This is a genomic window from Olleya sp. 1-3 (assembly GCF_002836085.1).
Classification (GTDB): domain Bacteria; phylum Bacteroidota; class Bacteroidia; order Flavobacteriales; family Flavobacteriaceae; genus Olleya; species Olleya namhaensis.
Genome location: NZ_PJBW01000012.1, coordinates 1 through 14,145 on the forward strand (window position 1 = coordinate 1; position 14,145 = coordinate 14,145).

Below are 14,145 nucleotides of genomic sequence, written 5' to 3' on the forward strand. Positions count from 1 at the left end.
CAAATGCTAAAAGAATAAGGCAAAAGGCAGAAGCTAAAAGAAGAAGGCAAAAGCAGATATCAGAAGGTAAAAGTGAAAAGCTAAAAGTCTAAAGTAAATAGGGTATAGGCAAATTGAATAAATGACTATAGCACAGTTATAATTTATAAATTATGGTTTAATAAAGGGATTAATCTTTAGGTCGGAATATTATATTTAAATTAGGAAACTTTTAAATTATGTCAAAGACTACATGTGGTTCTTATAAATGTTTTATAGATTTTACTTTATAATAAACTATCATGTTTTCAATAATTATTGAAATTTAGCTTAGCATAACGTATTCTGAGTCATTATTCTTTACGAGTGTAAGTTTAATATTTGTGTAGTTTACTTTCGTTTTAGATAGTATTTATATATCTTGATACATTATGATTAAATAAGAGAATGAGCGAGAATAAAGAACTAGATTTAGCTAATAATTTTGTCAATAATACCAATAGAAATATTTTCCTAACCGGTAAAGCTGGTACAGGTAAAACTACATTTCTTCATAAATTAAAAATGAATTCCCTAAAAAGGATAGTTATAGTCGCTCCAACTGGTGTTGCTGCTATTAATGCAAAAGGGGTTACAATTCATTCATTCTTTCAACTTCCATTCGGACCCATATTGCCAAATGATGATTTAAACTCTAGTGGTGGATTTAATAGGAAATTTGGTAAAACTAAAATCAATATTATTAAGTCAATGGACTTATTGATTATAGACGAAATCAGTATGGTAAGAGCAGATGTGCTTGATGGTATTGATAAGACACTACGTCGTTATAGAAATAAAAATTTGGTTTTTGGAGGCGTTCAAGTATTAATGATTGGTGATTTACAACAATTATCTCCTGTTGTAAAAGACAATGAATGGCATCTTTTAAAACCTTTTTATAATAATGCATTCTTTTTTAGTAGTCTGGCCTATCAGCAATGTAACCCAATTTCGGTTGAGTTAAAGCATATTTATAGACAGGACAATCCTTTGTTTATAAATATTTTGAATCAAATTAGAACAAACACTCTTTCTCAAAATTCGGCTGATGAATTAAATAAGCGCTATAACCCCAATTTTGAGCATAAAGAAGATGAGGGATATATTTCTTTAACCACTCATAATAATAAGGCAGAATACACTAACAAGACTAAACTTGAAAAGCTAAAAGGGAAGTCAAAGACATATAAGGCAAAAGTAGAAGGTAAATTTCCTGAGTTTTCTTTTCCCAATAAGGAATCGCTTTTACTTAAAGTGGGATCACAAGTTATGTTTGTTAAAAATGATAGCTCTGCAGATAAACGTTATTTTAATGGTAAAATTGGTAAGGTTATATTATTGGATAAAGACGAAGTTGTTGTTAAATGTCCAGATGACGAATTTAATATAATAACTAAACCAGAGGTTTGGGAAAATATAAACTATGCGGTTGATAAGGATACTAAGGCTATTTCTGAAAACAAAATTGGATCCTTCACTCAAATTCCTTTGCGCTTGGCTTGGTCCATAACAATCCATAAGAGCCAAGGTCTTACTTTTGAAAAGGCAATCATAGATTCTGAAGGTGCATTTGCACATGGCCAGACTTATGTCGCTTTAAGTAGATGTAAATCTTTGGAAGGTTTAGTTTTGAAAAGTAAGATTAATTCTAGCCAAATTATAAGTGATACTAATGTTATCAATTTTAATCTTGAAGCAGAGAAAAATCAACCAGACGAGAGTATACTTCAACAATCTAAAACGCATTTTCAATTAAGTTTAATCTCTGAAATCTTTGATTTTTATCAATTTTTGTATCCTACTAATAGACTTTTGGATATATATTATAAAAATAGAGGAAGTCTTCAGGGTAATATTGAAACTCCTTTAACAGCTATTAAAGATTGTGTCGCATCTTTGTTAAAAGTTGCTAATGGATTTAAAGCGCAGTTATTAGAGATTTCGGAAGCATCAACTACTCCAGAAACTAGTGATGAAATACAAGCAAGATTTGTAAAAGCATTAGCGTATTACAAAAAGCAACTGGATACTAATATAATTGAAATTTATAAAACCTTTAATTTCACCACTGATAATAAAACATTGGATTCTGATTTTAATAAACAATTGGATGCTTTAGAGGAGTTAATAGGGGTTAAACAGTTGTATTTTACTAATTTGAATTCAGGGTTTTCAATTAAATTATTTTTAGAATTACGCGCTAAATCTGTGTTTCTTACAAAGGAAAAACCAAAAACTCCAAGGAAGACAGTTATAGATGGCACCACTAATGTAGAATTATTTGAACTATTAAGAGCGTTACGAAATACAATTGCCGAACGAGAAGATTTGGTTCATTTTCAAATATTCACACAAAAGTCATTGTATGAAATGTGTGAAACATTACCAACTAGCCAAACAGAGTTATTAAATGTCAATGGATTTGGTAAAACACGTGTTTCCAAATATGGTGATGAGATTATAAAAATAATAAGAGATTATTGCGAGGAGAATGACATTGAGATGTCTACTGGTAAAGCGATTTTTGAGGAAGCCAAACCAAAACGTAAAAAGGGAGATACAAAAGAAACCTCTTTACAAATTTTTAAAGCAGGTAAGTCGATAGATCAAATAGCTTTTGAACGAGACTTAAACGTGAATACTATTTTTGGGCATTTAGCAAGTTTTATCCCATCAGGAGAAGTAAAAATATCGGATCTAATCTCTGAAAAGCATTATAAAGAATTGAAAGAAATTATCCCTAAGCAGACTTTTGAAAACTTATCTGATTTGAAATCAAAAATAGCTAGTAAGTATAGTTATGGAGAAATTAGACTTGTTTTAGATACTATTTCTAAATAATAAAAAAGGCTTTAAAATTAATTTTAAAGCCTTTTTTATATTTATGTATTAGGGTATTATCCCTTAATAACTCCTCTTGAAATTACTATTTTTTGAATTTCTGAAGTTCCTTCATATATCTGTGTGATTTTTGCATCACGCATCATACGTTCTACATGGTATTCTTTTACAAAACCATTACCACCATGTATTTGCACAGCTTCAACAGTTTGTTCCATTGCCACTTTACTAGCATAAAGTTTAGCCATTGCACTAGACATATCGTAATTGTTTCCTTGATCTTTATCCCAAGCAGCTTTCATTACTAACATTCTTGCAGCTTCAATCTCTGTATACATATCAGCTAGTTTAAACGCAATTGCTTGATGATTGCAAATTTCTGTACCAAATGCCTTACGTTCTTTACTATATTTTAAAGCTAACTCATAAGCACCTGCAGCAATACCTAAAGCTTGCGCAGCAATACCAATACGTCCACCAGATAAAGTTTTCATTGCAAATTTAAAACCAAATCCATCTTCACCAATTCTATTTTCTTTTGGTACTTTAACGTCATTAAATTGTAGCGTGTGTGTATCACTACCTCTAATCCCTAATTTATCTTCTTTAGGACCTATATCAAATCCTGGTGTTCCTTTTTCTACTATAAAAGCATTAATACCTTTATGTGCTTTATCTCTGTCTGTTTGTGCTATAACTAAATATACATCACTACGACCACCATTAGTAATCCAGTTTTTTGTACCATTAATAACATAATGGTCACCTTTATCTATAGCTGTTGTTTTTTGTGATGTTGCATCACTACCAGCTTCAGGTTCGCTTAAACAAAAAGCACCAATAGATTCTCCCGAAGCAAGTTTAGTTAAGTATTTTTGTTTTTGCTCTTCTGTTCCATAAGTTTCAAGCCCATAACATACTAAAGAGTTGTTTACAGAAACCATTACAGAAGCTGAAGCATCAATTTTAGATAATTCTTCCATAATTAATACGTAAGAAATCGCATCCATACCACTTCCTCCATATTTTGGGTCTACCATAATTCCCATAAAACCGAGCGCTCCCATTTTTTTTACTAACTCATCAGGAAATGTTTGTGCATTATCACGTTCGATAACACCGGGTAATAATTCTGTTTGTGCAAAATCGCGAGCGGCATCGCGAATCATTATATGCTCTTCAGTAAGGCTAAAATCCATAATTTATGTAAGATTGTTGATTTAATAAAATTTGGATACAAAGATAAGTTTTTATTAGCATATTTTCAATCGTTATAGTTATTTTTACCTGATATGATAAACCATAGTTATAATGTGATTGGAGTTATGTCTGGCACGTCCTTAGACGGTATTGATTTGGCATATATTACATTTAGTAAAGATGCTGATTGGAGCTTTAAAATTGTTGTTGCAGAAACTATATCATATTCTGATAAATGGTTTAAAATACTAAAGAATTTAACCCTATTAACTGCTTCCGAGTTAATTACTTTAGATGAAGATTATACAATGTATTTGTCTACAGTTATAAATCAATTTATTAGTAAGAATAAGATTGAAAATATTGATGCTGTATGTTCTCATGGGCACACTGCATTACACCAACCTGATCAAGGTATTACTAAGCAAATAGGAAATCTACCAAAATTAGCTTCATTAATAAATCAAACATTGGTTTGTGATTTTAGAGTGGAGGATGTTGCTTTAGGTGGACAAGGTGCACCGTTAGTACCTATTGGAGATCGCTTATTGTTTTCGGACTATGATTGGTGTATTAATTTAGGAGGATTTGCTAATATTTCTTCTGAAATTAATTCAAAAAGAATTGCATTTGATATTTGTCCTGTCAATATTGTTTTAAATAAATATGTAGAAAGCTTAGGCTTTAATTATGACGATGAAGGTACAATAGCAAAGAAAGGTAATTTTAATTTAGAATTATTTGAGTCCTTAAACCAGTTGGCTTTTTATAATCAGCAACCTCCAAAATCTTTAGGTCTAGAGTGGGTTGAGAAGGAAGTGTTTCCTTTGATTAACAGTTATAATTTAAATACCGAAGATATTTTACACACATACGTCAAGCATATTGCTTTTCAGATTACTCAAATTATAAACGCAACCAATAATGCTTCGGTTTTAATAACAGGAGGCGGTGCTTTTAATTTATTTTTAATAGAAGAAATCCAAAAATTAACTTCAAATCAATTAGTAATTCCTTCAACTAAAATTATCGAGTTTAAAGAAGCGCTAATTTTTGGCTTTTTGGGTGTTTTGAAGTTGAGAGGAGAGGTAAACTGTTTAAAATCGGTAACAGGTGCAACTAAAGACCATTCCTCAGGGATGATCTATTTTCCTGCCTAAAATAGGTTGCTAGAATTAACAATTATTGTAGTAAAACACTATTTAATAATTGTTAACAATAATTTATTATAATAAAAATGACTTTACTATTAAAAGCCATTTTTTGTTTTTTTATATTTGTTCCACTAATTAACTTAATACTTCATAAGATGAATCAACTTTAGCTACTTTAACTGTTAATCCGGAGAGAATAATATTAAAGTTGAAATCAAAAATCAAGAATGAAAGACTTATTAAAAATTTACGAAAATAAAGAACCTGAAATTATATTTAACTGGAAAGACGCTGAAACAGAAGCAGAGGGTTGGACAGTAATAAACTCTTTAAGAGGAGGAGCAGCAGGTGGAGGAACCCGAATGAGAAAAGGTTTAGACATGAACGAAGTTTTGTCTTTAGCTAAAACAATGGAGGTTAAATTTACAGTATCAGGACCAGCTATTGGTGGTGCAAAATCAGGTATTAACTTTGACCCTAAAGATCCAAGAAAACGTGGGGTTTTAGAACGTTGGTACAAGGCAGTATCTCCTTTATTAAAAAGCTATTACGGTACAGGTGGAGACTTAAATGTAGATGAAATACACGAAGTAATTCCAATTACCGAAGATTCTGGAGTATGGCACCCGCAAGAAGGTGTTTTTAATGGTCATTTTAAGCCAACGGAAGCAGATAAAATTAACCGTATAGGACAATTACGTCAAGGAGTAATAAAGGTTTTAGAAAACACTAATTTTTCTCCAGATGTAGCAAAAAAATATACTGTAGCAGACATGATTACAGGTTATGGTGTTGCCGAAGCTGTAAGACATTATTATGATATTTACGGAGGAAGTGTAAAAGGTAAGCGTGCAGTTGTTCAAGGTTTTGGAAATGTTGGATCTGCAGCAGCATATTATTTAGCACAAATGGGTGCTAAAGTAGTTGGTATTATTGATATTTCTGGAGGAGTTATAAATGAAAACGGTTTTTCTTTTGAAGAAATAAAAGACTTTTTCTTAACTAAAAACGGAAATACATTAGCAACTGCTAATATGATTCCTTTTGCAGAAATGAATGATCGTATTTGGTCTTTGGAGACTGAAATTTTTGCGCCTTGTGCAGCATCAAGATTAATTACACAAGATCAAATTGATCAAATGATTAACACTGGTTTAGAGGTTGTTTCTTGTGGTGCAAATGTACCGTTTGCGGATAAAGAAATTTTCTTTGGATCAATTATGGAACAGACAGATGAACGTGTTAGTTTAATACCAGATTTTATTTCAAACTGTGGTATGGCGCGTGTATTTGCTTACTTTATGGAACGTAAAGTGCAAATGACTGATGAAGCTATTTTTAATGATACGTCAGATATTATTAGAAAGGCAATTGAAAATGTACACGCAAAAAGTGATTCTAAAAAAGAGATAAGTAAAACAGCTTTTGAAATAGCATTAAAACAATTAATATAATATGGAAACAGTAATTATTTTAGTATTCGTTATAGGTTACTTAGCTATAACATTAGAGCATAATATAAAAATTGATAAATTAATACCTGCTTTAGTCATGATGGCTATAAGTTGGGCATTAATATCATTAGGATTAGACTCTTTTACACAGTGGTTTGACTCTGCTAATCATGGATTAGTAGAAGGTTATGCAGGTTTAGAACATGAGAGCAAAATGCACTTAATGGAGGAAACCTTATTACACCATTTAGGAAAGACATCTGAGATTTTAGTCTTTCTTTTAGGAGCGATGACTATTGTTGAGATCATTGATTATTTTGATGGTTTTTCAACTATAAAAAGCTTTATTAAAACTAAGAAGAAATCTAAAATTTTATGGATTTTTGCTTTCTTAGCGTTTATACTTTCTGCTATTATTGATAACTTAACAGCAACGATTGTTTTGATTTCTATCTTACAAAAAATTGTAAAGGATAGAAATGTACGTATCTGGTTTGCAGGTTTAATTATTATTGCTGCCAATGCAGGTGGTGCTTGGTCTCCAATTGGAGATGTAACAACAACAATGCTTTGGATTGGTAAAAAAGTAACGACAGGTCATTTAATGGGGTACTTATTATTACCATCATTAATATGTATGTTGGTTCCTACTTTTATCGCGTCTTTCTTACCTGCATTTAAAGGTAATTTAGAATCTGAGGAAGCTGTTGAAGAAAAACCAAAAAGTAGATTTAGTGCTACAATGTTATATTTAGGGTTAGGTGCAATTGTATTTGTTCCAATATTTAAAACAATAACACATTTACCTCCTTATGTTGGTATGATGTTAGCGTTGGGTGTAGTTGCTATTTTTGCTGAAATTTATAGTTCTGCTAAATTTAGTTTATCTAACCATGACTCAGAAGAAAGTGATGCACACGCGCACCACAGTCCAGTACATGCTTCGTTATCGAAGATTGAGTTGCCAAGTATCTTGTTTTTCTTAGGTATTTTAATGGCTGTTGCAGCTTTAGAATCTTTAGGTATTTTATTTGGATTTGCATCGACATTACAAGAAAGCACACCAATGTTAGGTACAGAATTACATCATGAAGGTGTATCTGATTTAGTAATTATTTTACTAGGTATTGGATCTGCAGTAATTGATAATGTACCATTAGTAGCAGCAAGTTTAGGGATGTTTTCTGAACCTTTAGATAACGAGCTTTGGCACTTTATAGCATATTCTGCTGGTACAGGAGGAAGTATGTTAATCATTGGGTCTGCAGCAGGTGTTGTTGCAATGGGAATGGAGAAAATTGATTTTTTCTGGTATTTCAAAAAAATCTCTTGGTTAGCTTTAGCAGGCTTTTTAGCAGGTACTTTAGTATTCTTCTGGACAAGAACTTTATTTTAATATATACTCAACACAAATATTTAACGTTATAGACATATCTAAAATTATAATATGATCAGCACATTAATTCAAGAGACTGCTCAAGGGGTAGATCCATTATTAGAGGGAGAACCGGTTGAAAAAACATTGTCAATAATAGAGCTTGTTACTACGGGAGGAACTGCGGGAATAATTATTATTGCACTTCTTTTTGTATTATTAATCATGGCGATTTATATTTATTTTGAGCGCTTGTTTGCTATAAAGGAAGCCTCTAAAGTTGATGCTAATTTTATGAATCAAATAAAAGATTTTGTTTCTAATGGTAAAATAGAATCGGCTCAAAATTTATGTACTTCTGTAGATTCTCCAGTATCAAGATTAATAAGCAAAGGGGTTTCTAGAATTGGAAAACCATTGGATGATATTAATACCGCTATTGAAAATGCTGGACGTTTAGAAATTTATAGTTTAGAAAAAAATGTTAGTGTATTAGCAACTATATCTGGGGCAGCACCAATGATTGGTTTCCTTGGAACTGTAATTGGTATGATTTTATCAATCTTTGAAATTGCAAATTCTGGAGGATCAATTGATATTAAAACGTTAGCAGACGGATTATATACAGCAATGACAACTACCGTTGGTGGTTTAATCGTTGGTATTGTAGCCTACATAGCATACAACCATTTAGTTGTTAAGACTGATAAGGTTGTGTATCAAATGGAAGCAAACTCACTTGAATTTTTAGATTTATTAAACGAACCTAGCTAATATGCGATTAAGAGGAAGAAATAAAGTAACACCAGAATTTAACATGTCGTCTATGACGGACATCGTGTTTCTGCTGCTTATCTTTTTTATGATTGCATCAACGTTAGTGTCTGCGGAAGCTATTGATTTATTATTACCTAAATCGACTAGTAAAACAACACAGACAAAAAATGTATCTGTAAGTGTAGACAAAAATGTCAAGTACTATGTAGATATGAAGCAAGTGTCTAAAGAGCAATTGGAAGCAGAAGTTTTAGCAAAGGTTGGTAACGTGGAGTCGCCAACAATTACTATAAGATCTGACGAAAGTGTAGAAATGCAACATGTTGTTTTTATAATGGATATTGCAAACAGAAATAAGATTAAATCTACATTGGCAGTAAAAGCACAATAAGATGAAATATTTAAAAACCAAACACGAACAGAATTCAGCAAAAATTACAGCATTAATAATGTTGATATTGGTATTGCTACTATTTGTGGTTGGTCAAAATTATATGGACCCACCGGAAGAATACGGTGTGGCTATTAACTTTGGAGGTTCTTCTGGAGGTGGAGGTGGTGCGCCAGCGCAAGCAGCAGCACCTACTGAAACTAAACCAGAAGAAGCTGAACCTCAAGTAGAAGAACAGCAACAAGCAGCTGCGACGCCAACATCTCAAGAAAATGTGTTAACACAAGAGGATGAAGAGGCTGTTTTAATTAAAAAACAGCAGGAGCAAGCTAAAAAAGAAAATGATGCTAAGGAAAAAGCTAAGGCTGATAAATTAGCACAAGAAAAAGCAGCTAAGGCTGCAAAAGCGGCAGCAGAAGCAGCAGAAAAAAAGAGACAAGATGATATTAGAAAAGCTAATGACGCGTTAATTAACGGTATTAGTAATTCTGAAAGTGCATCCGAGTCCAATAATGATGGACCTGGAAATGGGTCAGGTACTGGTAACGCCTATGGGCCAAGCCGATTTGGAGACGGTAATGGCAATGGTACTGGAAAGGGAACAGGAGATGGTATTGGTTATGGATTAAACGGAAGAGGTGTGCTTGGTAACAAGTCTTTTAAACCTGATTGTAATAATGAATATGGTTTAGTAGTTGTAGAAATTAAAGTAAACCGGTCAGGGGAGGTCGTAAGTGCAAAAGCCGGACAACAAGGAACTACAGGTGATGGTTGTTTATTTGAAGCTGCTGAAAAAACCGCAATGTCTTTCAAGTTTAATGCAGATTCTAAAGCTATAATTACTCAAACAGGTTATGTTAGCATAAATTTCAAGTCTAATTAATGACTTACCAAGACACTGTAAATTGGATGTTTTCTCAACTTCCAATGTATCAAAAACAAGGTCAGACCGCATTTAAAAAAGACTTAACTAATACTTTAAATTTAGCTAAGCATCTTAAAAACCCACAAGACAAATTTAAATCTATACATGTAGCAGGGACTAATGGAAAAGGATCTAGCAGTCATATGCTAGCTTCTATTTTACAGGAAGCTGGTTATAAAGTTGGATTATACACTTCTCCGCATTTAAAGGACTTTAGAGAGCGTGTTAAAATCAATGGTAAAGAAGTAAGTAAAGCTTTTGTTATTGGTTTTATAAAACAAAATAAAGCCTTTCTAGAAGCTAATAATCTATCGTTTTTTGAGATGACTGTTGGTTTGGCTTTTGATTATTTTGCTAAACAAAAAGTAGATATTGCAGTAATCGAAGTTGGTCTAGGAGGTCGATTAGATTCTACAAATATTATTACTCCAGAAGTGTCTTTAATTACTAATATAGGTTTAGACCATGTTCAATTTTTGGGCAATACTTTAGGTTTAATAGCTTCAGAAAAAGCTGGGATAATCAAACCTAATATTCCGGTTGTGATTAGTGAAACGCAAACAGAAACTCAAGCTGTTTTTACCGCTTTCGCTGAAAAGAATAATAGTCCAATACATTTTGCAGATCAAGCTAATAACGAAGCTTTTGTAACAGATTTAAAAGGCAGTTATCAAACTAAGAATATTAAAGGTGTTTTAGTAACGATCCAACAATTGAGGTTAAAAGGATTTGTGGTTTCTGATAATAATATCGAAACAGGATTACTAAATTCAGTTAAAAACACGGGCTTAAAAGGGCGTTGGCAGATCTTAAATGCTAGTCCTAAAGTTATATGTGACACTGCACATAATAAAGAGGGCTTAACTTTAGCCACGCAACAATTACTACAAGAACAGTATAATAAACTCCATATAGTATTTGGTGTCGTTAATGATAAAGATGTGTCATCAATACTGCCTTTATTACCAAAAGGGGCAACATATTACTTCTGCAAACCAGATGTGCCAAGAGGTTTGGACCAACACTTTTTAAGGGACATCTTTGTTTCTAAAGGATTTTATGGTAATGCTTTTGCTTCAGTTGATATAGCTTATAAAGAAGCTTTAAAAGCAGCTTCGGATGAAGATGTAATTTATATTGGAGGTAGTACTTTTGTGGTTGCCGAGGTGGTTTAATTTCCAATTAATTGTATCTTACACTTTCATTTAATTCACTATAAAATGTTAGAAATTATCAATCAAGTGTTTTCTATTCAACTAAAAAGTAACAAAGATAATTTGACCCTTTTTAATAGAAATATTGATAGAATTAATCACGAGTTTGAAGCTTTAGGTTATCATATTATAAATCCTTTAGGTCAGACGTATCGTAATGAAATGACTGATGTCGAAGCTAATATTACTGGCGATTTTAACGAACAGATGAAAATTGTAAAAGTGCTAAAACCTATTGTTTATCAAAAGATAAATGATGAAAATACTTTAGTGCAAAAAGGAATTATAATAGTAGAATAAGCCTCCATGAAGACCATTAATATTGCAATAGATTTAGGGACCACTAATAGTTTGATTGCTAATTACAACAGTGGTGCAGTTAAAATATACAATAACCCATTAGGTTTAAAACAAACGCTACCTTCTTGTGTCGCTTTTAGAGGCAATAGGACCATTATTGGAGATAAAGCTTTGGATTACCTGGAAAAGGATGCAGAGAATGTGTGTATGCTTTTTAAACGTAAAATGGGAACGCAAGAAACCTATTTTATTCCTTCTATAGATAAAGAGGTGTCTCCAATAGAATTGTCGTCTTTGATTTTGAAAGAACTTAAAAACTTTGTGTCTGATGGTGATCAATTAAACGCTGCAGTCATTACAATTCCAGCGTCTTTTGATACTATTCAATCTAATGCAACAAAAAAAGCAGGGTATTTAGCCGGCTTTAAAGAGGTAGTCTTATTGCAAGAACCTATAGCGGCTTGTTTGGCTTTTGCTAATCAATCTAATTTAGATATCGAGTCCTCAAAACATTGGATTGTATACGATTTTGGTGGCGGAACTTTTGATGTAGCTTTAGTAGAGGTTAATGATAGAGAGTTAAAAATTATAGATAATGAAGGCGATAACTTTTTAGGAGGAGCTGATTTTGATAATTTAATAGTAGAACAAATTATTGTTCCTCAGATTGAAGCAAAAGCCAATATTGCTAACCTTTGGAAAGACATAAAATCAAAAGCAAGTAAATATAAAGGCTTGTATTTTGAGTTACTAAAGAAAGCAGAAGAGGCAAAAAAGGAATTATCTGTATATCCTGAAACAGAAATCGAATTGGATATAGATATAAACGATTTTAACTTATACGATCAAATTGTTATTACTAGGAGTCAGTTTGAAGCTGTTATAGCGCCTAAAGTAGAACAGACTATTACATTTATTAAAAAGGTAATCTCTCAAAATCAATTAATCAACTCGCAAATTGAACGTTTGATTTTAATAGGAGGGAGCACGTACGTACCTTTAATAAAACAAAGAATTAAAGAGGAAACAGGGATTTTAGTAGACTCCAGTATTGATCCGACGTCAGCAGTAGTAGATGGCGCTGCTTATTTTGCAGGTTCAAAGCCTACAAGTATCGTTGCTGAAGAAACGATACAAAAAGAGGAGGTTAGTACTGTTGATACTCAGATTTTCTATGAACAGAATACAAGAGATTTAGAAGAGTTAATTACTTGTAAAGTAGAAGGGGCAGCTATAAATTATCGAATTACACGAAATGATGGTGGTTATGATTCTGGTATAAAAACAGTATTGAATAATGGGTTTTCTGAGTTTGTACCGCTCTTAAAAGGACAATTAAATAGGTTTAAGATTCAGGTTTTAGATAAAGATTTAAATGCTTTAAAAACAATAAATACAGTTGCTATTAATCAAGGTAGTTATAATGTTTTAGGACAACCATTACCTATAGATATTTGTATGGAAATTGATGATATTGATGCGTCAACAACACGATTAGAACAAATTTTTAGAAAAGGAAGTATTTTACCTTTAAAGAAAAAAATATATAAAACAGCATCTAAATCAATTCTAAAAGGATCAGAATCTAATCTAATTATTAATATAGTAGAAGGTCTGTCTAAAGGGTTGCCTAGTTCAGGTTTAAGTATTGGTTATATTGAGTTTTCTGGAAAAGATTTGGAAGATGATTTGATTAAAGGGACCGATATTGAAATTGAATTAGAAATTACAGAGTCTAGAGATTTAAAAATAAATGTCTATTTGCAGTCTTGTGATCAAGAATTTAAAAATGTTTTTAGCGAGTCTGAGCGTGCGATAAGTATTAGTAAAATTAATATGGAAATTAACGCTGTTTTGTCTGATGTAGAGCATTTGATAACAGAGCAAGTTGAAGATGAGAATTTTGAATATTCTAGTAAATTAGAACAGTTACGTGTTGGATTAATTGAAATACAAATTGAAACCACATTGCTTGATGAGGACGATGTATCTGATCAGAAATACCAATTAGATGATAAAAAACGAAAGTTGATTCAGACTTTTGATACCCTAACAAGAAACAAAGTTATTGCTTTAGAGATTGAAGAGTATAACAATTCTAAAGAAGGTTTAGAGTGGCAAGTTAATAAAGAAGAAAACGAAAAATATCGACCTAAGTATCTTAAAGTAATAGCAAATGAAAAGGAAGTTATTAACTCAGGAGATAAATATTTAATTAGAGCAAAAATTAAGGAACTAGATGTATTGCATAATGCTATTGTGCAGTCTAGTGACGAAAATTTTATTGGTTATTTCTTCGGAATTAGATATAATTCTGAATTTACAGACACAAAAAAGGCTCAAAAACTTATTAAACAAGGAGACGATGCTCTGGAACGTCAAGACTATAAGTCGTTAAAACACGTGGTGTACGTCTTGTTTGCTTTATTGCCAGATAGAGAAAAAGACAAGCAAAAGCAGTTTAAGGACGATAGTAAAACAGGATTGCGTTAA

General features: G+C 32.0%; 11 protein-coding genes. 10 read left to right on the top strand and 1 reads right to left on the bottom strand.

Features of this window, described 5'->3' with window-relative positions; genetic code table 11:
• Positions 1–426: 426 nt before the first annotated feature.
• The gene (locus CXF54_RS11940) at positions 427–2,862 is read left to right on the top strand and encodes a helix-turn-helix domain-containing protein (RefSeq protein ID WP_101203709.1); all 2,436 of its coding nucleotides are present in this window, start codon (positions 427–429) and stop codon (positions 2,860–2,862) included.
• 56 nt (positions 2,863–2,918) lie between these two features.
• On the opposite strand, the gene CXF54_RS11945 is transcribed toward CXF54_RS11940, so the two are convergent.
• Positions 2,919–4,061: an acyl-CoA dehydrogenase gene (locus CXF54_RS11945; protein WP_090841597.1), complete on the bottom strand. Its 1,143-nt coding sequence runs from the start codon at positions 4,059–4,061 to the stop codon at positions 2,919–2,921.
• 93 nt (positions 4,062–4,154) lie between these two features.
• On the opposite strand from CXF54_RS11945, the gene CXF54_RS11950 reads away from it, so the two are divergent.
• From CXF54_RS11950 to CXF54_RS11990, 9 genes are all read left to right on the top strand, one after another.
• Positions 4,155–5,222, top strand: a complete 1,068-nt coding sequence (locus tag CXF54_RS11950) for an anhydro-N-acetylmuramic acid kinase (RefSeq protein ID WP_101203710.1) — start codon at positions 4,155–4,157, stop codon at positions 5,220–5,222.
• Between the two features lie 221 nt (positions 5,223–5,443).
• Positions 5,444–6,670: a Glu/Leu/Phe/Val dehydrogenase dimerization domain-containing protein gene (locus CXF54_RS11955; RefSeq protein WP_101203711.1), complete on the top strand. Its 1,227-nt coding sequence runs from the start codon at positions 5,444–5,446 to the stop codon at positions 6,668–6,670.
• 1 nt (position 6,671) lies between these two features.
• Positions 6,672–8,066 carry a sodium:proton antiporter NhaD gene (nhaD, locus tag CXF54_RS11960; protein ID WP_101203712.1) on the top strand — a complete coding sequence of 465 codons (1,395 nt, stop codon included), beginning with the start codon at positions 6,672–6,674 and terminating at the stop codon, positions 8,064–8,066.
• Positions 8,067–8,117: 51 nt separating this feature from the next.
• A complete protein-coding gene (locus CXF54_RS11965) occupies positions 8,118–8,819 on the top strand; it encodes a MotA/TolQ/ExbB proton channel family protein (protein WP_101203713.1) in 702 nt (233 codons plus the stop codon).
• A gap of 1 nt (position 8,820) precedes the next feature.
• Positions 8,821–9,213, top strand: coding sequence for an ExbD/TolR family protein (locus tag CXF54_RS11970; RefSeq protein WP_090841587.1), 393 nt, complete (start codon positions 8,821–8,823; stop codon positions 9,211–9,213).
• A 1-nt stretch (position 9,214) separates the two neighbouring features.
• Complete coding sequence (locus tag CXF54_RS11975) at positions 9,215–10,096, top strand: energy transducer TonB (protein ID WP_101203715.1); 882 nt, start codon at positions 9,215–9,217, stop codon at positions 10,094–10,096.
• Positions 10,096–11,313: a bifunctional folylpolyglutamate synthase/dihydrofolate synthase gene (locus CXF54_RS11980; RefSeq protein ID WP_101203716.1), complete on the top strand. Its 1,218-nt coding sequence runs from the start codon at positions 10,096–10,098 to the stop codon at positions 11,311–11,313. Before CXF54_RS11975 ends, CXF54_RS11980 begins: the two co-directional genes overlap by 1 nt.
• A 45-nt stretch (positions 11,314–11,358) precedes the next feature.
• On the top strand, positions 11,359–11,652 hold the full coding sequence (locus CXF54_RS11985) for a hypothetical protein (protein ID WP_101203718.1): 294 nt from the start codon (positions 11,359–11,361) through the stop codon (positions 11,650–11,652).
• A 6-nt stretch (positions 11,653–11,658) separates the two neighbouring features.
• On the top strand, positions 11,659–14,145 hold the full coding sequence (locus CXF54_RS11990) for an Hsp70 family protein (RefSeq protein WP_101203719.1): 2,487 nt from the start codon (positions 11,659–11,661) through the stop codon (positions 14,143–14,145).